General features: G+C 45.9%; 14 protein-coding genes. 7 read left to right on the plus strand and 7 right to left on the minus strand.

Going from position 1 to position 20,694, the window contains the following annotated elements:
• Positions 1–26: 26 nt before the first annotated feature.
• Together CCC32_RS00310 and CCC32_RS00315 are read left to right on the plus strand one after the other, a co-directional pair.
• The gene (locus CCC32_RS00310) at positions 27–731 is read left to right on the plus strand and encodes a Sir2 family NAD-dependent protein deacetylase (protein ID WP_042520279.1); all 705 of its coding nucleotides are present in this window, start codon (positions 27–29) and stop codon (positions 729–731) included.
• Between the two features lie 34 nt (positions 732–765).
• Positions 766–2,760 (plus strand): OPT family oligopeptide transporter, encoded by a 1,995-nt coding sequence (locus CCC32_RS00315; protein ID WP_044080156.1) that lies wholly within the window; start codon positions 766–768, stop codon positions 2,758–2,760.
• A gap of 1,474 nt (positions 2,761–4,234) precedes the next feature.
• Here CCC32_RS00315 and CCC32_RS00320 read toward each other — a convergent pair.
• The 3 genes from CCC32_RS00320 to CCC32_RS00330 form a co-directional block, all read right to left on the minus strand.
• On the minus strand, positions 4,235–4,468 hold the full coding sequence (locus CCC32_RS00320) for a hypothetical protein (RefSeq protein WP_287071379.1): 234 nt from the start codon (positions 4,466–4,468) through the stop codon (positions 4,235–4,237).
• Between the two features lie 21 nt (positions 4,469–4,489).
• A complete protein-coding gene (locus tag CCC32_RS00325; RefSeq protein ID WP_287071382.1) occupies positions 4,490–7,348 on the minus strand; it encodes a hypothetical protein in 2,859 nt (952 codons plus the stop codon).
• 187 nt (positions 7,349–7,535) lie between these two features.
• Positions 7,536–8,825: an IS1380-like element IS612 family transposase gene (locus CCC32_RS00330; protein WP_287071384.1), complete on the minus strand. Its 1,290-nt coding sequence runs from the start codon at positions 8,823–8,825 to the stop codon at positions 7,536–7,538.
• Positions 8,826–9,034: 209 nt separating this feature from the next.
• Between CCC32_RS00330 and CCC32_RS00335 the strand changes: the two genes are divergently transcribed.
• Positions 9,035–9,979, plus strand: a complete 945-nt coding sequence (locus CCC32_RS00335) for a TonB-dependent receptor (RefSeq protein ID WP_287071386.1) — start codon at positions 9,035–9,037, stop codon at positions 9,977–9,979.
• On the opposite strand, the gene CCC32_RS00340 is transcribed toward CCC32_RS00335, so the two are convergent.
• The gene (locus CCC32_RS00340; protein WP_287071389.1) at positions 9,960–10,940 is read right to left on the minus strand and encodes an IS982-like element IS1187 family transposase; all 981 of its coding nucleotides are present in this window, start codon (positions 10,938–10,940) and stop codon (positions 9,960–9,962) included. The two genes, CCC32_RS00335 and CCC32_RS00340, sit on opposite strands and share 20 nt — an antisense overlap.
• 35 nt (positions 10,941–10,975) lie before the next feature.
• On the opposite strand from CCC32_RS00340, the gene CCC32_RS00345 reads away from it, so the two are divergent.
• Positions 10,976–12,388, plus strand: a complete 1,413-nt coding sequence (locus tag CCC32_RS00345) for a TonB-dependent receptor (protein ID WP_287071391.1) — start codon at positions 10,976–10,978, stop codon at positions 12,386–12,388.
• A gap of 178 nt (positions 12,389–12,566) precedes the next feature.
• Entirely contained in the window at positions 12,567–13,130 is a 564-nt protein-coding gene (locus CCC32_RS00350; protein WP_052484764.1) for an RteC domain-containing protein, read from the plus strand.
• Between the two features lie 133 nt (positions 13,131–13,263).
• Here CCC32_RS00350 and CCC32_RS00355 read toward each other — a convergent pair whose 3' ends face one another.
• Positions 13,264–14,553, minus strand: coding sequence for an IS1380 family transposase (locus CCC32_RS00355; protein WP_287071402.1), 1,290 nt, complete (start codon positions 14,551–14,553; stop codon positions 13,264–13,266).
• A 1,173-nt stretch (positions 14,554–15,726) separates the two neighbouring features.
• Positions 15,727–17,340, minus strand: coding sequence for a phosphoenolpyruvate carboxykinase (ATP) (pckA, locus tag CCC32_RS00360; protein WP_287071404.1), 1,614 nt, complete (start codon positions 17,338–17,340; stop codon positions 15,727–15,729).
• Positions 17,341–17,691: 351 nt separating this feature from the next.
• Between pckA and upp the strand changes: the two genes are divergently transcribed.
• Both upp and CCC32_RS00370 read left to right on the plus strand, forming a co-directional pair.
• Entirely contained in the window at positions 17,692–18,351 is a 660-nt protein-coding gene (gene upp / locus CCC32_RS00365; RefSeq protein ID WP_022316081.1) for a uracil phosphoribosyltransferase, read from the plus strand.
• A gap of 546 nt (positions 18,352–18,897) precedes the next feature.
• Entirely contained in the window at positions 18,898–19,215 is a 318-nt protein-coding gene (locus tag CCC32_RS00370) for a hypothetical protein (protein WP_287071407.1), read from the plus strand.
• Positions 19,216–19,283: 68 nt separating this feature from the next.
• On the opposite strand, the gene CCC32_RS00375 is transcribed toward CCC32_RS00370, so the two are convergent.
• Positions 19,284–20,573, minus strand: coding sequence for an ATP-binding protein (locus tag CCC32_RS00375; protein ID WP_287071410.1), 1,290 nt, complete (start codon positions 20,571–20,573; stop codon positions 19,284–19,286).
• Positions 20,574–20,694 lie beyond the last annotated feature (121 nt).

A 20,694-nucleotide genomic window follows, 5' to 3' on the forward strand; every position in this document is an offset into this window, starting at 1 on the left:
CTTGTTGTTCAATAATAATTCTGACTATGAAGAAAATTGTAGTGCTGACAGGTGCCGGCATGTCGGCAGAAAGCGGACTGAGCACCTTTCGTGATGCCGACGGTCTATGGGAGAACTATCCCGTGGCGCGAGTGGCAACCCATGAGGCCTGGGAGACAGATCCCGACTACGTGAATGACTTCTACAACATGCTCCGCGGAAAACTCCTTGAGGCGAAGCCCAACAGGGGGCATGAGCTGGTGGCTGCCCTGCAGGAGAAATACGACGTCAGCGTGGTGACCCAGAATGTTGACAATCTGCATGAGCAGGCTGGCTCCAGAAAGGTGATACATCTGCATGGCGAGCTCATGAAGGTGTGCTCGTCGAGGGACCCCTACAATCCGCATTTCATCAAGACCCTTGCTCCCGGCAATCTAACCGTTGCCCATGGCGAGAAGGCAGGCGACGGTTCGCTGCTCCGTCCCTTCATCGTGTTCTTCGGCGAGAGCGTGCCGATGATCGAACCGGCTGTTGAAGAGGTGGAGAAAGCCGACATGATGATCATCATCGGCACGTCGCTTGTGGTATATCCAGCCGCCGGACTCGTGCGCTATGTGCGTCCCGGAGCTCCGATATATCTCATCGATCCCAAGCCCTCGGTCTCAGGTTCCCGTAGCGACATCCGTCAGATAGTGAAGGGAGCGTCGGCAGGAATGGAAGAACTCATGCAGATACTGGAGAAAGAAGGATAAGAAGTGTAAATCAAAACAATAATAACCAAAATCTATGGAAGAAAACAAGAAAGACAATGTGCAGCTTCCGGACAATGCGTTCCGAGAGCTGAAAGAGGGGGAACAGTATGAACCCATCATGAGCCCCAAGAAAGTGTATCCGGAGGTAAACATGTGGTCTGTGACCTGGGGTATCGTGATGACGATGCTCTTCTCAGCCGCTGCCGCCTACCTCGGACTCAAGGTGGGCCAGGTGTTTGAGGCAGCCATTCCTATCGCCATCATCGCCGTGGGAGTGTCTACAGCCGCCAAGCGCAGCAAGGCATTGGGCGAGAACGTCATCATCCAGAGCATCGGAGCCTGTTCGGGAGCCGTGGTGGCAGGAGCCATCTTCACTCTGCCTGCCATCTATATCCTGCAGGCCAAGTATCCCGACATGGCAGTATCGTTCTTCAAGATTTTCCTCAGTTCGCTGCTCGGCGGTGTGATAGGAATCCTGTTCCTCATCCCGTTCCGCAAGTATTTCGTCAGCGACATGCACGGAAAGTATCCTTTCCCTGAAGCCACCGCCACTACCCAGGTGCTCGTTTCCGGTGCCAAGGGCGGAAGCCAGGCAAAGCCGCTGCTGCTCGCCGGTATCGTGGGCGGACTCTACGACTTCATCGTCGCCACCTTCGGATGGTGGAACGAGATGTTCACCACGCGTGTCATCGGACTGGGCGAGACGCTTGCCGACAAGGCGAAGCTCGTGTTCAAGGTCAACACCGGAGCTGCCGTGTTCGGTCTCGGATATATCATCGGTCTGAAATACGCCTTCATCATCACCCTCGGTTCGCTTGCTGTATGGTGGGTGCTCGTGCCGGGAATGGGAGTTATCTTCCACGACCAGGTGCTCAACGCCTGGAACCCCGAGCTCACCACAGCCGTCGGCGCCATGTCGCCGGAGGAGATATTCAAGTATTATGGCAAGAGCATCGGTATCGGTGGCATCGCCATGGCGGGTATCATCGGCATCATCAAGAGCTGGGGCATCATCAAGAGTGCCGTGTCGCTTGCCGCAAGGGAGATGAAGGGAAAGGGTGACGCCACAGCCGACGTGCCTCGCACGCAGCGCGACATCTCGTTCAAGATCATCGCCATCGGTTCTATCGCCACCATCCTCATCACATTCCTCTTCTTCTGGTTCGGAGTGATGGAGGGCAACCTTCTCTTCGCCATCGTCGGCATCCTGCTCGTGGCATTGATAGCATTCCTGTTCACCACCGTGGCAGCCAACGCCATCGCCATTGTGGGTAGCAACCCTGTGTCGGGAATGACGCTGATGACTCTCATCCTCGCCTCTGTAGTGATGGTGGCAGTGGGAATGAAGGGCACCGGCGGTATGCTGGCGGCGCTCATCATGGGTGGTGTGGTATGTACCGCACTCTCTATGGCCGGCGCTTTCATCACCGACCTCAAGATCGGCTACTGGCTCGGCACCACGCCAAAGAAGCAGGAGTCATGGAAGTTCCTCGGTACCCTCGTGTCGGCAGCTACCGTGGGCGGTGTGATGATGCTGCTCAACGAGACCTACGGATTTGACAGCGGTCAGCTTGCCGCTCCTCAGGCAAATGCCATGGCGGCGGTAATCGATCCGCTGATGAATGGTGTGGGTGCTCCTTGGATGCTCTATGCCATCGGTGCTGCCATCGCCGTAGTGCTCACCTTCTGCAAGGTGCCGGCATTGCCGTTCGCCCTCGGTATGTTTATCCCTATCGAACTGAACACTCCGCTGCTCATCGGCGGTTTCATCAGCTGGTATGTTTCTTCGCGCTCAAAGAGCGAGAAGGTGAACAAAGACCGCAACGAGAAGGGTACTCTTATTGCCAGCGGATTCATCGCCGGTGGTGCCCTGATGGGTGTTGTCAGTGCGTTGCTGCGCTTCTTCGGAGTGAAGTTCGACTATGAAGGATGGTGGGCAAACTCATGGTCGCAGGTTGCCGCCCTCGCTGCCTACCTGCTTCTCATCATCTATTTCGTATGGGCTACGAAGGTGAAGGAAAAGAAATAATCCCCTTACGATCTGATGGCCGTTTTGGAGTACACCCAAAACGGCCATCAGGTCATTCAATGTAATTTTTTTATTGCTGTCTGCTACAACTTCTCTTTTTGAACATAAGTAAGACGGATTCATTTTTTGATGATATTGAGCTAATGATTCTTGGATTTTTGTTTGGATCTTGCAGGATTTGCAAGTGCTTGGGCACTTCCTTTTTGGTGTATAAAGGGGGATTCGTAGACAAAAACCAGGATAAACACCTGTATCCTTTTGCGAGCCTCACGGCTTGATTCCTGTCGCCCAGGTCGCCCTTACGAGAGCAAGCTCTCGACTGTCACCCTGCACACCATGAATCGGTGGCGACTATGTCGCCACCTCGCAAAAGCATACAAGCGATAAACCAAGATAAACCGGCTGCGCGGAGTAACTGTTCTCTATTCGTAATTCTGAGCCGTTGGGGGAATAATAATTATGACTACGCACATAGGCATCAGCCCCCACCTAACCTCCCCCGTAGGCAACCCATCCTGGCCTTCCCCAAGGGAAGGAACAAGTTACTCTGCAAATCAGCATCAGCCCCCACCTAACCTCCCCCGTAGGGGAGGGACAGATACACTTGACTGCTTGATTGTCAATGGCTTATCAGATTAGGAGTAACCAGCATCTCCCCTACGGGGGAGAACGAGAGGGGGCTGATGATGATCACTGGAGAAACCTACTCCTATTCACGACATCAGCCTCCACTTAATCATATTAGCCCCCACCTAACCTCCCCCGTAGGCAACCCATCCTGACCTACCCCAAGGGAAGGAATAAGTTACTCTGCAAATCAGCATCAGCCCCCACCTAGCCTCCCCCGTAGGGGAGGGACAGATACACTTGACTGCTTGATTGTCAATGGCTTATCAGATTAGGAGTAACCTGCATCTCCCCTACGGGGGAGAACGAGAGGGGGCTGATGATGTTCACCGGAGAAACCTACTCCTATTCACGACATCAGCCTCCACTTAATCATATTAGCCCCCACCTAACCTCCCCCGTAGGCAACCCATCCTGACCTACCCCAAGGGAAGGAACAAGTTACTCTGCAAATCAGCATCAGCCCCCACCTAGCCTCCCCCGTAGGGGAGGGACAGATACACTTGACTGCTTGACTGTCAATGGCTTATCAGATTAGGAGTAACCTGCATCTCCCCTACGGGGGAGAACGAGAGGGGGCTGATGATGTTCACCGGAGAAACCTACTCCTATTCACGACATCAGCCTCCACTTAATCATATTAGCCCCCACCTAACCTCTCCCGTAGGATGGGTTGTCCTAATCAGAGGCACAAACAACGAAAAGCGGTTGAACAACGACATGGAAGTCGTCATTCAACCGCTTCATTTAACCCTAAACGGTCATTATGCCGTTCGGCGTTTTATCCCAAAACGGTCATTATGCCGTTTGGCGTTTATCCCAATTCGAGCATTATGCCGTTTGGGGTTTAATCCTCATCGCCCCAAAGGTTGAAGCCATTGTTGTCTTTGGCTGTCTCAGGCTGAGAAGTGCCGGTCCAGAAGTTGATGCCCTTGCTGAAGTTGTAATTCTTCATCGTCACTTCATCCTTCTTGGCAGACAAGTCCTTATAGGTCTTCACTCCGATGCTCGTGTTGTTCATCACGTTCTCGGTGTGCACCTTAATCAGCGTTGTCTCTGGTGATATATATTCTTTTCTCATTTTGTCTGTCCTCCCTCAGTTTTACTTTACGATAAATTTCTTTCCGTTCACGATGTATATTCCCTTTGGCAGACTGCTGGTGTCGGTGGCGTTCATCTTCTGTCCGCTCAGACTGTAGATGCCCTTTGAGGCAACCTCAGCATCGTCGTTTCCGCTGATGGCGTTCCAGATGGCAGTAGTCTCGCCCTGCTCCTCAATGCCGTTGATGTGCATAGTGAGCTGCTTTGCTTCTGACGGGTTGGTAGAAGTGGAGATAATCCATGAGCGGAAAGCTCCTGCATGAGGTTTCACTGTGTTTGTCTCCACCTTGGTTGGGTCATACTGATAGAAGCTGTTTGTCTTGGCGTCGATGAAGTAAGAGTATTCAGGGAAGTCAACGTTGTCCCAAGAACCAGTACATTTGAAGCCTGTGTTCTCGATGTCAACCACCTTTTTGCTTGTCAGCGTAACGTTTTTGAATACCGGATTAGTCACGGCTACTGATGGCTTCACGAGCACAGGAGTACCGCCGACGATCATCTGATAGAAATGCTCGAAGAGGTTGAGGTCTGTACCTGTAACGTCGCTGTAGTGCAACACCTTCACTCCATCACCGAACACGCTCTTCATCTGCTTCTGGCTTACGCTGAATGGCAATACTACGGAATACCATCTGCCGCTGCGGAATGTGCGGTTGTTGAGAGTCACGTTATACTGCTTGCCAACTGTCAGACCTTCTATCGTTGTTGCATTGTCTTTATCTCCTTCGAGGGTCACATTTTGCAAATTTTCAGTTTTGTAATCCGCATCTTTATCAAAGCAGAATCCAGAGAGGGCGAGCTTCGTTCTTGATGCGAAGAGATAGTAAGTCTTGCCAGCCTCTACAGGGAACTCGTATGTCACGTATCCCTCGCTGATCAGCATATATCCGGTATTGTCGTAGTTGGTGTCGCCGGTTTCGCTCATGCCGTCACCCTTGAGGATATCGGCGTTGCAAGCCTCGTGGAGCACGATGATAGGCTGGATGCTCGTGCCGAGAGTCAGTGCCTTGTGCTTGTCAGCCTCGGCAACGGCAGAGTTGAAGTTTGTGAACGACTTGTTATTGCCGTCAATGATATCCTGGTAGTATTTCTCCAGCTTGTCCATGTATTCCTTCGTATAGAAGGTGTCACCGTCTTTATTATTTGTCTTTTGAATCTCTGTCCAGTCATCGTTGTTCACCTTTGATGATGTGTAGGCGAATTTGGCAGGTATGCTCTTGCCAGTCTCGTCGAGGAAGTATACAGGGCGCTTTCTAACCACGTCTTTGTGTAAGGTTCCGCTGACGTTATGGATAGCTCCCTGCTGCTCCACGAATACTGTGAGTTTTCCGTTGGCTTCAGGCTCAAACTTGAAGAAGCTGCCCACTGCCGGCAGTGCGAAAGTGTTCTCGTGGAGTTTTTTGTTTGAAGCATTGCAGTGGAGATATTCATGGCTTTTGTTCTTGCCACCGATCTTTCCGTCGCCGAGTTCCGACTCCACGTCAGCAGTTCCATACAATGCCTTGACTGATACTGTGTGGATAGAACCGAGGGTGTTGGCATCGGTATTGTCGTTCTTGGAGAGAGCCTTGAAGTTGCTGCTTCCAACCTTTATGCCTCCGAACGTCATTGTCATGCCGTTCCTTTCTACTGTAGTGCCAACATTCTGTGATGTGGCTGTGTTTAGATAAGTCGTGGCATCGTCAAGCAGGAAGTATGTGCATGATACGATGTCGGATGATGTCGTTTTACCATCGCTAGCTGTAAATTCGGCGTAAGCCTTCACTGTAGAAGTTTTTGTCAGATTCAATTTTACAGGCAATGATTCAGCTACAGTCCAAGTGCTTGAGGTAACGGTGCCGTCATTGTTTCTTACCTCTGTTGCGTATTTTACCTTGAGTTTGCTGGAGAGATCCGTTGTCCATTGCGAGTCCTTAATCGTCACCTCGAGGTTTGAAGCCACTATGGCCTCACCATCAGGAGTGATTACAGGGGCGTCGACAGAAGCGAGTTCGTCAGAGCCTGTGTTGCTGAATTCCTTTGATACCACCCCACTATAGCGGTAGTTTGTCGCATCGTTGTTGTCCACATGCTTCGTGATGGTCCTTACTGTCACTTTGTCGCCCTTATTCCAATCTATCGTCACTGTCTGTGAACTTCCTGTCAGCTTTGTTGCATTCTCTGTATTCGGGATAGAGCCATCGGTGGTGTAATAAGTTTCGAGAGCCGTTCCATCCTGCGTATTTGCAGTCTGTGTGATGATGAACGACAACTTTGAAGTTGACGTTTTGTCATCGTTCGGAGTGATTGTCGGGGCAGATACAACGTTGAGGCTCAGTTTGCCGTCGTTGTCATTCTTGTAGGTGATGGTGGCGCCGAAAACATAGATTCCTGTTGAACCACATTTTAATGTAACACTTTTGTTGTTTGTGTCCCATACTACGGGCATTTCAACATCAGATACCTTAACACTAGTAGTGCCTGATTCAATGTCGATGCCATTACTTGGCTTTGTTGTTTCGCTGCTTGCAAACAGACTGATCTTGCTGATTGTTGCGCCGTTGGCATTGATTGTTAGAGTTCCATTTTTATCGGAACGGAACTTGAAGCAATTGTCTCTTTTTTCAAGTCCATCGTTGTTTGAGAATGTTGCCGTTATGAACCCGTCTTCAGATTTAAAGATGTAGCCTGTTGTTTCTGTTATCTCAACGTTGAAAGTCTTGTTCCCATCCGTCGTTGTCCCTTCCGCCCACGCTACTGTCATGGAGCAAAGAAACAGAATTACGAATGTGGCGAGTCGCTGTAGCGACCTCCTGCATTTGTGCTGCTTGCTGCCGGTAGAACTCGACAGGCAAGTCGTCCCTGTTTGTAGATTCTTCATTTTTTTGTTGTTATATTCCTAAAATCCGCAACTATCATCCAATACACGATTAAGGGTAGATTTATGAGTCGTTAGTAGCAGCTTTCAGTAAAAAGCAACAGCACAACATCAATATGTAGCCACCATCCCCTTACCCCACGATGCGACTTGAGGTAATACGCAGATTCAAACCGGAAAGAAAGGATTCTTATCCGAATTCTGTTTTGAAGGGTTTTGCATAAGCTCGGTTCTCTGTGTAGATATTCAGCACGTATTGCCTTGCAGTCATGATCCACTTGGCAGGTACGGAGATGAATCTGAAGACAAAAGCCTTTATGCGACTCGTTTTCTTGAGCCCAAAAGCCTTGGTGTCAAGCCTGCTCATGATGGTCTTGTAGAAATTGTGTATCAATGCAGTAAGCAGAAGAAAGACAGTATTCTCCGCCATGAATGACTTGGGGAGCCTGCTCCAACCGAATCCGTTGTTCATGTCGTCAAAGATACGTTCCTTGCCGCCACGCAGATTGTAGAATTCAACAATGTCCCTTGTCGATGACTTGTAATCGTTGGTCAGAATACAACGGTAAGTGTATTCGCCTTCCCACAGGTCAAGGTCGCCACTGTTGCGTCTTTGTCTCTGGATGACAAGACGATAGCACTTGCCTTCCCATTTCTCAACGAGAATGGAATTGAGTTCGAACTGGATGCCGTTAATCTCCTCCGTCTTCCATCCTCTCAGAGCAAAGATGTCATTGTAGAGCGAACTGCATCTGTTGGCGCGGATGTAGAAGTGCGTGCAATGCTTCTCTATCTCACTGACGATTTCCTTCGAGCAGGAACCGCAGTCTGCCCTGAAGCGATTTACACGGATGTTCTGGGATTCCAGAAGAGCGAAGAATCTCTTATGGGTGTCTGCCTGATGAAAACGCACATTCGTGTTACCATCGCTGTTCTCGATATAGACTATCTTGTCACCGATAACATATACGCCAGGCCTGTAGCCGAGGAACTTTTTGTAGGTCGGTTTTGCATCATACTTCTCCGTTTCAAGGAACTGATGGTCAAAGTCAACATCGTATTCCTCAATTTCCTTCAACTCGCCTGTAGAAACCAAAGCGTTTATAAGCAATGTGTTGAGTTTGTCTGCAGTATTGAAATCATAGGTCTTGCCTTGGTCGGAAGTATATGAGATGTTTTCCTGTGTCAGTTCCTTGATGGCTCTGAGGATGGTATCAGAGCTGCATGTGCGCAAGGTCGGATGATACGAGAGATGACGCATCAGATGCGATGTTACATCCTCCACGCATGAACCGCCACAGAAGTACACGCTCATCAGAGAACGAATAATTTCGCTGTACTGATATCCGATGATACTGCTGCATCTCTGACCAAGTGTCTGGTCGATAATAGGTGAAAGCATGGAGTCAAATTGCTCCATGATTGAAAAAATTCCTCCAAAAGGTGTGAGTTTTTCAGATTTTATTTGTACCTTTGCCATGTCTTGTTACGATTTACGCTTGTTTTGATTTGCAACACTAAGATAAGTGAAAAATCTGACATGGCAAAATCCTGAGCAACTTTTTGTTGCTCAGGAACTTATAAATAAAGTTAAATCAAAGTGTTGCGGAATTAAGGTTATCATTTATTCATGAGGTTTATGATGCAGATGCTATATCTGTATCCGTAACCCATTATAAGAAAACAAGTATGGACTTTAATAAAGCTCGATTATTATATCTTATCGTATTTTTCCTGTATTCCGGCCTAAGTGTGTCCGGACAATCGATTCATGTTTCAGGAAGAGTACTTCAACAAAATACGCAAACACCTGTTGAGTTTGCTAATGTCGTTCTATTCAAACAAGATTCAGTCTTTCTGAAAGGAACAACGACAGACACTATCGGAAGATTTGAATTTGAAAATCTTCCCACAGATAATTATGTGCTGTCAGTATCCTGTTTAGGATTTGAAACAAAGCGGATTTTGATACAGAATCTGACGGAATCAGCACAAATAGATGTGTATTTGAATGAAAATGTTTTGTTACTTGGGGAAGTGGTGATTTCTGCTTCTTCCACAATAAACAAGATTAACCAACGGATTGTGTTCCCGACAAAATTGCAAATCAGCCATTCTGCCAACGGAATGCAATTGCTGAATACAATGATGCTTCCCGGCTTGAACATCAATCCGATGCTGAATACGATTTCATCATCCGACGGCGGGAAAGTCATTTTGCAGATTAACGGCGTAAATACCACGCCGGAAGAAATTCAGACCTTGCAACCCCGCCAAATCAAGCGGATAGAATATTCGGATTATGCAGGTATCCGATACGGACATGCTTCCAAAGTTATCAACTACGTGGTAGTAAGGGATGATAAAGGCGGTGTTGTTGGTGTGGATTTGATGAACTCGCTGAATATCCTTGCAGGGGGCGATGTTTTCTTTGCCAAATTCAACAAAGGAAAATCGGAATATGCTTTGAACTACACCGCAACGTTTCAACGCATCAACACGAATAACAGAAATCGCACAGGTAGTTATCAGTTTGAAAATTCATCCCCTATATTGAGGGAAGAAATCAGTGCCGGAGGTGATTATTCGTACCAAATGCAACCTGTTGGCGGAATTAATTTAGTGCATACTTAATTCTGCCAATGGGCTTGTCGTTAATGAAGTTTACGTATTGCAGAATGGTAAGTGCACTAATTTTGCCAATGATTCTGGCAAACAAACCATTCGTTATTTTCGCGTAGTTCCTGATGACCAGGAACTGGTCTGTAAGTTGAGAGAATATTGTCTCAATCCTCTTTCTTGCCTTTGCAAACGGAATGAATGTTGGTTTCCAGTCCTTTTGGTTGAGCCGATACGGACACTCCAGTCTTATGTGTGCGGTTTCGAACAAGTCAAGCTGTACGTCAGCTCCAATATACCCTTTGTCACCATAGATGCTACAGTCGTGATAAGTATGTTTTACATCCTTCATATAATGGAGATCAGCTACACTTGCCTTTGACAGATCATAGGAATGGATAACTCCACTTAACCCACAGAGAGCGTGTAACTTATAACCAAAATAATACGTATTCTGCGAAGCACAGAAGCCGAAGTCGGGAGCTTGCGAGAAATTGCCGGTACGCCCCATCTTGCAACGTTTTCCTCTTGCAACCCTACAAACCTCTATCGGCTTGGAGTCAACAAAGAACTGTTCCTCTCCGCCATCCATTTCCATGGCAATCCTCTTGCGCAGTTCCTCACACAGGCCTGACGTTTTCTTCCTGCGGTCATTGAACTGTCTCCTTGATATGAGATTGGGAATGCTGTCCTTGTACTCTTGCAATTTATAGTCGAACAACCACTTCTCACTATCAATGCTCTCGGTCTCTGCCGTCAGGGATAGCGCCACCACTTCCAAATCCGAAAACTTGGGAACAGGACCACGACGTGGAACATTACCCGATTCATTGACGAGATTTTCAGAGAATTGCTTGCATATCTCAAGTATTTTGACGAATTTTGTATAAAGGTTGTACATACGATGGTTCGAACTTAATGTTTTGGTCACTACTAAGTTACTAAAAATCAGCGATATGTACAACTTTTTACTCATATTTATCAACTTAAATTAATTCCGCCAACGGGTAAATGCATGATTTTTCGCTGACATACAACTATCAGCAGAGCGATTCGGCTTTTTTCAATGCCAAGTTGAAATATAATCTGAGCAATCAGCCTCACAACGATTTCAACAGTTTTCTAAAAGAGAATGGCACGGACAAAGGGTTGATTTTTGACGGAAGTCAGCAAAAAATTAATGTTCCTACCATCGACTTGTATTACCAGTATGGTTTACCCAAAAATCAGAAAATATATGCTAATGTGGTGGGGAGTTATGCGAACGCAGCATCTTCGCGGAATTACTGCGAATACAACGATGTTGATACTCTTTTCAGCGAACGTTCGGAACTGTTTTCCGATAAATATTCACTGATTGCCGAAGGCATATACGAAAAAGGATTTGCCCATGGAAATTTGAAATTCGGGATAAAACATATTCAGTCGTTTACAGAGCAGACAATTAATCAGGGCGAGGAATTCAAATCGGATTTGAATCAGGCGGAATCGTCGGTTTTTGCAGAGTGGTTTTATAGTAAGGGCAAATTCAGCTATAGCTTGGGACTTCGCCTGAATCGCCTGCATTTTTCCAATGTATCTGTTACCAAAAGCTATTACCATTTCTTACCCAAAGCGATGGTTGGCTATCGGTTCAGTGATAATTCTTTTATCCGGTATGATGCGGAGATGAGTCAAACGAATCCAACCCTGATGGAGTTGGCCGACACGGAAATCCGTCTTGACTCGTATCTTGCCGAGAAAGGGAATCTGTTGCTTCAACCGTACCTGAATCTGAATAATAATTTATATTACGAAAACAGAAAAGGGTTGTTCGCTTTCAATGCAAGCCTGCATCATCACTACAAACACAATCCTATCATGGAATCGAAAAGAGAACATGGAAATGTGTTCCTGACAATGCCCGAAAACATGAAAGATTGGAATAAGTATAATGCGGAGATAACATTGAAAGTAGGGATGATAAAAAACTTCCTGCAATTTTCGGTTACAGGAGGCTTCAACCACTTTGACAGTCGTGGGAACAACTATTCGCATACCCATTCTAATTTTTATTACAGGGCAGATGTTTTGGCAATGTATAAGAAATGGATGCTGATAGGCCAGCTACAGCCTTTTGACGAAAGGTTATACGGCGAAACCGTCATAAAGGATGGTAATTATCACTACTTGGCTATCCGGTACAATGCGACTAATTTTTCTTTTGGCATAGGTGCGTTCAATCCGTTTAAGAATGTTTCCCGAACCATTATGGAAAACAAAAATGCACAAGCGCCTTTCCGAAGAGAAAGTTTTAGCGATGCATCCCGAATTCTCGTTGCCACGCTCACTTGGAATTTTAATTTCGGAAAAACTCATCTTGTCGGTACTAAATCGCTGAATAATCAGGATACCGACTACGGAATCAAAGGAAGTTATAAGTAAGATTAGGTGTTGATTTCAACAAATTCTGTATTATGTATTTCTGGCAAATCTATCACTAATTATCTTTCAGCGACATGTTGTTGCTTCGCGTTCACTGAATCCTATCGGAATTCAGTGAACGCCTTTGTGTGTCGTCAACTGACGATATCATCCTTTTTTTTACTCAAAATCAATAAAAATGAAAGATAAGATAAAAAACATTGCAGAAAAATTAGAACATCAAATCAGGATGCATGAACTCGATTTAAATGACAGGATTAAAGATATTCCTCAAATAATATTGCTGTTGGAACAGGGGTTCTCGGAATTGAAAGAAATAGTTTCGTTTTATAAGTTCAAAAGTGAAATGGATGAAATATTCTTTTTCAAGATAATAAAACCCAAGTTTTTTAGTAAACTAATCTATTACAGGAAAGTGTATAACATCGAAATGATGCGCCCCAACGGACAAGATTGTGTGCTGAAAAATTATTTCATCAATGAACTGAATCAGTTAGAGAATTTCTACAATAAGAACATTGATTTCTATAAATACTACCGTTCGGGAAGTACGCATTTGGATAAGTACTTTTTTCTGAGAGGAAAACAAGATATTCAAATGACAATGGAAACATTTTATTTTGAAAGAGACCCTAATTTTTCTACGATTTGCGATTTTAAAGTTGCAAAAATAGTAGCAAACGAAATGTTGCGAATTTATCTGAATCCTAAAATCCGCAACTATCATCCAATACACGATTAAGGGTAGATTTATGAGTCGTTAGTAGCAGCTTTCAGTAAAAAGCAACAGCACAACATCAATATGTAGCCACCATCCCCTTACCCCACAATGCGACTTGAGGCAATACGCAGATTAAAACCATAAGGAACGGACTTTATCCGAATCCAGTTTTGAAAGGTCTTGCATAAGCCCGGTTTTCAGTATAGATATTCAGCACGTATTGCCTTGCTGTCATGATCCACTTGGCAGGTACGGAGATGAAGCTGAAGACAAAAGCCTTTATGCGACTCGTTTCCTTGAGCCCGAAAGCCTTGGTGTCAAGCTTGCTAATGATGGTCTTATAGAAATTGTGTATCAATGCCGTAAGCAGAAGGAATACGGTGTTCTCTGACATGAACGACTTGGGGAGCCTGTTCCAGCCGAATCCGTTGTTCATATCATCGAATATACGCTCTTTGCCCCCACGCTTGTTGTAAAATTCGACGATGTCTCTTGTTGATGAGTCATAATCGTTGGTAAGAATGCATCTGTAGGTGTATTCACCTTCCCACAAGTCAAGCTCTCCATCCATGCGCTTTTGTCTCTGAATGACAAGACGATAGCACTTGCCTTCCCATTTCTCAACAAGAATGGAATTGAGTTCAAACTGGATGCCGTTGATTTCCTCCGTCTTCCATCCCCTCAGTGAAAACAAGTCATCGTAGAGCGAACTGCATCTGTTGGCGCGGATGTAGAAGTGCGTGCAATGCTTCTCTATCTCACTGACAATTTCCTTCGAGCACGAACCACAGTCGGCTCTGAAGCGATTCACACGGATGCTGTTGGCTTCCAGTAGGGCAAAGAATCTCTTGTGGGTCTCAGCCTGATAAAAGCGCACATTTGTGTTGCCATCGCTGTTCTCGACATAGACAATCATGTCACCGATGACATATACGCCAGGCCTGTAGCCGAGGAACTTTTTGTAGGTCGGTTTTGCATCATACTTCTCCGTTTCAAGGAACTGATGGTCAAAGTCAACATCGTATTCCTCAATTTCCTTCAACTCGCCTGTAGAAACCAAAGCGTTTATAAGCAATGTGTTGAGTTTGTCTGCAGTATTGAAATCATAGGTCTTGCCTTGGTCGGAAGTATAGGAGATGTTTTCCTGTGTCAGTTCCTTGATGGCTCTGAGGATGGTATCAGAGCTGCATGTACGAAGGGTAGGATGATACGAGAGATGGCGCATCAGTTGTGACGTTACGTCTTCCACGCATGAGCCGCCACAGAAATAAACGCTCATCAGCGAACGGACTATCTCGCTGAACTGATATCCGAAGATACTGCTGCATCTCTGACCCAGTGTTGAGTCGATAACGGGTGAAAGCATGGAGTCAAATTTCTCCATGATTGAAAAAATTCCTCCAAAAGGTGTGAGTTTCTCAGATTTAATTTGTATTTTTGCCATGTCATATTAGAGTTTTGCTTGTTTTCTTTTTGCAACACTAAGATAAGTGAAAATTCTGACATGGCAAAATCCTGGGCAACTTTTTGTTGCTCAGGAACTTATAAATAAAGTTAAATTATAGTGTTGCGGAATTAAGGATATTAATTTATTGTTCTTCTGTTGTACCTGGTTCTCGCTTCTGATATACGTGTTGGGGGCGCCGGTGTGGGCATCGTTTCTCCGCCTTGCGCCTTCTTGTGTCATTGTGGCAATTCCTTTTTGGGGAACTGCCGGTATGACGCTGTGCTTGTATGTCGAATTTTTATGTTGTAGAGTCAGATAGATTCCCTTACCTTAGTCGACAGGTTTTTGCCTGTTTCCTTTTGGCTTACGAGTAGATTCTCTATACGTCTGTTTTGACTTACGAATGGAGTCGCTTTTTCGTCTGTTTTTGTAATTCGGTGTGGGATAATCTGTTGCAAAGTTACACAGATGAATGATACGTTATATTATCGGATGCGTTTTTTTTAACGAAAACGTTTGCGCAGACGTTGTTTTTATCACGGAGATTATCGTGGTAGTGGTGTGTGGACATCGTCTTTATTATAATATGGATACATTATTATCACTGATTATTTATTTATTCTGTGGCGCTTTTCCTCTTTATATGATTTCAGACAAAACAAGATATGATTTTAGACAAAAACCAGGATAAACCTATAGTCAGTCACTGTGTTGAATATCAGCCCCCACCTAGCCTCCCCCGAAGGATAACCCATCCTAGCCTTCCCAAAGGGAAGGAACTTGTTACTCAGAATATTGTCATCAGCCCCCACCTAGCCTCCCCCGAAGGGGAGGGACAGATACCCTTGTTGTCTGATTATCAGAAGGCTATCAATAGTAAGAGTAACCTGCATCTCCCCTACGGGGGAGAACGAGAGGGGGCTGATGTTCATTGGCTGAATTGATTGGCTGAAGTCTTGACAAAGCAGAGTAACTTGTTCCTTCCCTTTGGGAAGGTTAGGATGGGTTATCTTTGGGTTTAATCGCTGTGTCCCACCCTGTCAGAAACGAAAAAAATCCCGCCAGGCAAAGCCCGACGGGATTCTTATTCTTGTGAGATGTCCAGTTTGTCAGTGCTTCGTGAGAAGCCGACAAGCGGGAACATCATGCGATGTATCGTCTGTTCAGCGATTAGAGCTGAGGACCAGCTGCAACGAGAGCCTTACCAGCCTCGTTAGTCTCATACTTCTTGAAGTTCTTGATGAAGCGGGCAGCGAGATCCTTAGCCTTCTCCTCCCACTGAGCTGCGTCAGCATAAGTGTCGCGTGGGTCGAGGATGTTGGTGTCTACGCCGTTGAGCTCTGTAGGAACAACGAAGTTGAAGAATGGGATAGTCTTTGTTGGTGCAGCGTCGATAGAGTGGTCGAGGATAGCGTCGATGATACCACGAGTGTCGCGGATAGAGATACGCTTGCCGGTACCGTTCCAACCAGTGTTCACCAAGTAAGCCTTTGCACCGCTCTTCTGCATCTTCTTAACCAGCTCCTCAGCATACTTTGTTGGGTGGAGCTCCAGGAATGCCTGGCCGAAGCAAGCAGAGAATGTAGGAGTAGGCTCAGTGATGCCACGCTCTGTACCTGCGAGCTTTGCTGTGAATCCAGAGAGGAAGTAGTACTTTGTCTGCTCAGCGCTCAGGATAGATACTGGAGGAAGAACTCCGAATGCGTCTGCAGAGAGGAAGATAACCTGCTTTGCAGCCGGGCCCTGAGAGTAAGGACGCTGGATGTTCTTGATGTGGTAGATAGGATAAGAAACACGTGTGTTCTCTGTTACGCTCTTGTCAGCGAAGTCGATCTTGCCGTCCTTGTCCACAGTAACGTTCTCAAGGAGAGCGTCGCGTGTGATGGCACCGTAGATGTCTGGCTCAGACTCCTTGTCGAGGTTGATAACCTTGGCGTAGCATCCACCCTCGAAGTTGAACACACCCTCGTCGTCCCATCCGTGCTCGTCGTCGCCGATGAGCTTACGCTTAGGATCGGTAGAGAGAGTAGTCTTGCCAGTACCAGAAAGACCGAAGAAGATAGCTGTGTTCTCACCGTTCATGTCGGTGTTTGCAGAGCAGTGCATAGAAGCGATGCCCTTCAATGGGAGGAAGTAGTTCATCATAGAGAACATACCCTTCTTCATCTCACCGCCATACCATGTGTTGATGATAACCTGCTCCTTAGAAGTTACGTTGAACATTACAGCAGTCTCTGAGTTCAGACCCAGCTCCTTGTAGTTCTCAACCTTAGCCTTAGAAGCATTGTATACGATGAAGTCCGGCTCCTGGTCGAACTCAGCCTCGTTCTGAGGACGGATGAACATATTTGTAACGAAGTGAGCCTGCCAAGCCACCTCAACGATGAAGCGAACCTTCATGCGGGTGTCCTTGTGAGTTCCGCAGAAACCATCAACAACGAACAGCTTCTTGTTGCTCAGCTCCTTCTTTGCTATTTCCTTTACTGCAGTCCAAGCCTCCTTGGAAGCACGGTGGTTGTCGTTCTTGTATTCCTCAGAAGTCCACCATACTGTGTCGTGAGAATTCTCGTCGTCAACGATGAACTTGTCCTTAGGCGAACGGCCGGTGTAGATACCAGTCATCACGTTTACGGCGCCGAGCTCAGTCTCCTGACCTACCTCGAAACCCTCGAGACCTTCCTTGGTCTCCTCGTTGAACAACACCTCATAAGAAGGATTGTACAGAACCTCAGTAGTACCTGTGATTCCATACTTCTCTAAAACTGACTTATCAAACTTTGCCATTTTATAATAATGTATTTAGTGTGAATATTTCTTTTTATCTTGAATAACTATTGAATCTGTCTTTGCAGAATACCTATCGATTTCTGTATACCTACTGTTTAAAATCGGGGCAAAGGTAGTAAAATTCTATTTTTCAACAAAGCGATGGTTGCCAAAATAACACTCGTCTAAACAATTTTAGGTTAAAGAAGTTTAAATACAATATCACTGAAAGTTATTTGTAAAATGCAAGTGTCAATTATTATTATTTATTTCTTATTTTTGCACGATTCCAGAAACCGCTTCCGTCGGGACGCCCTCTCATAAGCAGCCCCGCATGGATAAGAATAACGACAAAACAATATATTCCCTATGAAAGTAATAAACTTCAGTGATCAGAATTCTATCATCAACCAGTATCTGGCAGAGATGCGCGACAAGGACTATCAGCAGAACCGACTGCTCTTCCGCAACAACATACAGAGAGTGGGCGAGATGATGGCATACGAGATAAGCAAAACGCTTGACTATCAGCAGAAAACCGTGCATACGCCGCTTGCCGACGCAGAGGTCAGCGTGCCGGTGGACGATGTGGTGGTGGCAACGATCTTCCGTGCCGGACTGCCCTTCCATACCGGATTCCTCAATGTCTTCGACCATGCCGGAAACGCCTTCGTCAGCGCATACCGCAAATACACCGACGAGGAGCATACCCAGGTGGGCATACACATAGAATATCTTGCCACTCCCGACCTGACCGGCAAGACGCTCATCATCGCCGACCCGATGCTCGCCACCGGAGGTTCGATGGAGCTGGGCTGGGAGGCTCTCGTGTCGAAAGGCAGACCGAAGCACGTGCATGTGGCGTGCGTCATAGCCACGCCGGAGGGTGTGGACTATATCAAGACACACCTGCCGGAGGAGAACACCACGATATGGTGTGCCGCCATCGACCCCGGACTCAACGAGCATAAGTATATCGTTCCGGGATTCGGAGATGCCGGCGATTTGTGTTATGGCGACAAGCTGTAGGATACTACAGGATAGATTATAGGTTTTGACCGATTTGGGTTTAAAGAAGACTTCGTATCTTCTGACATAAGTTACCCCTGCCTTTCTTCCTCTGGAAGGGCAGGGCGTGTTGTTTCAAAAGCCCGGTCGGTCATCATGACGTTTTGGGCAACCGCTTGGCGTAAAATCTGCCCAACCGGGGCAAGCACCTTGCCCATGATGAGAAAGCAGCGTGCCCCATGTGGGCAAGCACCTTGCCCGTTTTTTGTTCAAATGACATGGTGGCAAGGGATATTGGAGATGGCGTACAGCTTGCCCCGAAACCTATTGTCATTCCGTGTTTTCATTTTTAGACCGGAGGAACATCGCCTTATGATGATGGACACTATATTATCACAGATATAACCTGTTGGCGGAATTAAATTAGCGCACGCTTATTAATGACCGATTGGGGTTAAAATTGGGCACGGTGCTTGCCCAACTGGGGTACGCTGCTTTCTCATCATGGGCACGGTGCTTGCTCCGGATGGGCAGAATTGCAGTCAGACGTTTGCCCAATAAGTTAACATGCTATCTGACAATTCCTTCCATCAGCAAAACCATCCAGACAATTGGCTGACAATCGTAAGGTGGTCAATTGCTTGTTTGTCTGGGTGTTACGACAAAAAACCAGATGGTCTGACAGTTTTTTCGGCAATTCTTGATTTTACGGAGAATCAAGCGATATTTACAACTTTTACTCATATCTGTCAACATAAATTAATCCCGCCAACGGGTAGATATAATTTATTCCGTGGTGCTTTTCCTCTTTATATGATTGCAGACAAAACAGAATATGATTTAGACAAAGAAACGGGATGTGATTTTAGACAAAAACCAGGATAAACCCATAGGATGGGTTATCCTTCGGGGGAGGCTAAGTGGTGGGGTAATTCGCGGTACCCACTATATATCTATACCCAATTGCCGACTGCATACAGAGGTCTGTTCTCCATCCATTCCTGATTCTGGTATGGCATCATGGAAAGGCGCAGACCTTTTAGTTTAGGGTGTTTGCCTATGAATGTTCTCAAGGATTTGGCATGCACGTTCACTTCAGCCTTAACTTCAATCGGAACAACAACAGCACATTTTTGTACCACTAAATCGATTTCAACCCTCGAATCATTGCTGCTATAATAATATATAGACAAGTCCTCTGTCATCAACTGTGTCAATACAAACAGTTCGGTAAATGCACCTTTGTATTCCTTGAACAGGGTGTCAGCCACAATGATACTTTCAGCAGGAGCGTCTGACATTGCCCCCATTAATCCTATGTCAAGTACAAATAGCTTGAATACGGACATTTCCTCATAAAACTTCAAAGGAATCGAAGGTGTAGTAATTCTGTTGATTTGATATATTAGCCCCGCATCCAAGAGCCACTGTATGGCTATTTCGAACTCAGAGGCTCTTGCCCCTTTCTTTAAAACTCCAAATATGAATTTTTTGTTCTCCTTGGCGAGTTGCGCAGGTATGGAGTCCCATACCATATTGATGCGGGGCACTTCTTGAATTGGTGCATGCTTGGAGAAGTCTCTACGGTAATCGAACAGAATTTGCTTCTGGATGTTACGCACTTCCTCAAGATTCTTTGTCAAGGCAAATTCTGCCACAGCAGCCGGCATCCCTCCTACATAATAATACTGACGCAGACGATCAATCAAACGAACCGACAAAGAATCGATAATGGAGAAATCCTTTGAGGCTAGAACATCCACCAAAGGCTGTTCGTCTATAGCCATGAGAAACTCATCGAAAGTCATAGGATACATCTTTATCATGTCAACCTTACCTACTGGGAACGATGTGTCACGGTGAAGCGAAATTCCGAGTAGCGAACCAGCCACAGCTACATGATATTGGGATGCATCCTCACAAAAATATTTCAAAGAATTTAGAACCGTCGGATTCTCTTGTATCTCGTCGAAAATGATAAGAGTGTTCTCCGGTTCAATATTCACATGCAGAATGGCTGAAAGAGAGAGCAATATTCTGCTGATGTTATAGTCCTGAGAAAATATCTTGTCCAGCGTTTTGTTCTTGTCACAATTGACATACGCCATTTTCTCGTAGTAATGTGAACCGAACTCTTTTAAGATATATGTTTTGCCCACTTGTCTTGCTCCGTTGACAATCAATGGTTTACGGTTTTTCTTGTTTTTCCATTCAATGAGCTTTGATAAGATTTTTCTCTTCATATCTACATTTATTTGCACGAGTATTTGCTGCAAAGATACATTTTTTCGCACGAATAATCATCACGGTCACACATTTTTTCGCACGAGTCAATTATGTTTTTCGTTTTGCTGCTAATAAATG

Source organism: Prevotella sp. LMAG:51 (assembly GCF_008680225.1).
Classification (GTDB): Bacteria; Bacteroidota; Bacteroidia; order Bacteroidales; family Bacteroidaceae; genus Prevotella; species Prevotella pectinovora.

What these genes read in the sequence shown, in the direction of transcription:
- CCC32_RS00310 (WP_042520279.1), top strand. Translation starts at nt 27, where the DNA reads ATGAAGAAAATTGTAGTGCTGACAGGTGCCGGCATGTCGGCAGAAAGC.
- CCC32_RS00315 (WP_044080156.1), top strand. Translation starts at nt 766, where the DNA reads ATGGAAGAAAACAAGAAAGACAATGTGCAGCTTCCGGACAATGCGTTC.
- CCC32_RS00320 (WP_287071379.1), bottom strand. Translation starts at nt 4,468, where the DNA reads ATGAGAAAAGAATATATATCACCAGAGACAACGCTGATTAAGGTGCAC.
- CCC32_RS00325 (WP_287071382.1), bottom strand. Translation starts at nt 7,348, where the DNA reads ATGAAGAATCTACAAACAGGGACGACTTGCCTGTCGAGTTCTACCGGC.
- CCC32_RS00330 (WP_287071384.1), bottom strand. Translation starts at nt 8,825, where the DNA reads ATGGCAAAGGTACAAATAAAATCTGAAAAACTCACACCTTTTGGAGGA.
- CCC32_RS00335 (WP_287071386.1), top strand. Translation starts at nt 9,035, where the DNA reads ATGGACTTTAATAAAGCTCGATTATTATATCTTATCGTATTTTTCCTG.
- CCC32_RS00340 (WP_287071389.1), bottom strand. Translation starts at nt 10,940, where the DNA reads ATGAGTAAAAAGTTGTACATATCGCTGATTTTTAGTAACTTAGTAGTG.
- CCC32_RS00345 (WP_287071391.1), top strand. Translation starts at nt 10,976, where the DNA reads ATGCATGATTTTTCGCTGACATACAACTATCAGCAGAGCGATTCGGCT.
- CCC32_RS00350 (WP_052484764.1), top strand. Translation starts at nt 12,567, where the DNA reads ATGAAAGATAAGATAAAAAACATTGCAGAAAAATTAGAACATCAAATC.
- CCC32_RS00355 (WP_287071402.1), bottom strand. Translation starts at nt 14,553, where the DNA reads ATGGCAAAAATACAAATTAAATCTGAGAAACTCACACCTTTTGGAGGA.
- pckA (WP_287071404.1), bottom strand. Translation starts at nt 17,340, where the DNA reads ATGGCAAAGTTTGATAAGTCAGTTTTAGAGAAGTATGGAATCACAGGT.
- upp (WP_022316081.1), top strand. Translation starts at nt 17,692, where the DNA reads ATGAAAGTAATAAACTTCAGTGATCAGAATTCTATCATCAACCAGTAT.
- CCC32_RS00370 (WP_287071407.1), top strand. Translation starts at nt 18,898, where the DNA reads ATGCTATCTGACAATTCCTTCCATCAGCAAAACCATCCAGACAATTGG.
- CCC32_RS00375 (WP_287071410.1), bottom strand. Translation starts at nt 20,573, where the DNA reads ATGAAGAGAAAAATCTTATCAAAGCTCATTGAATGGAAAAACAAGAAA.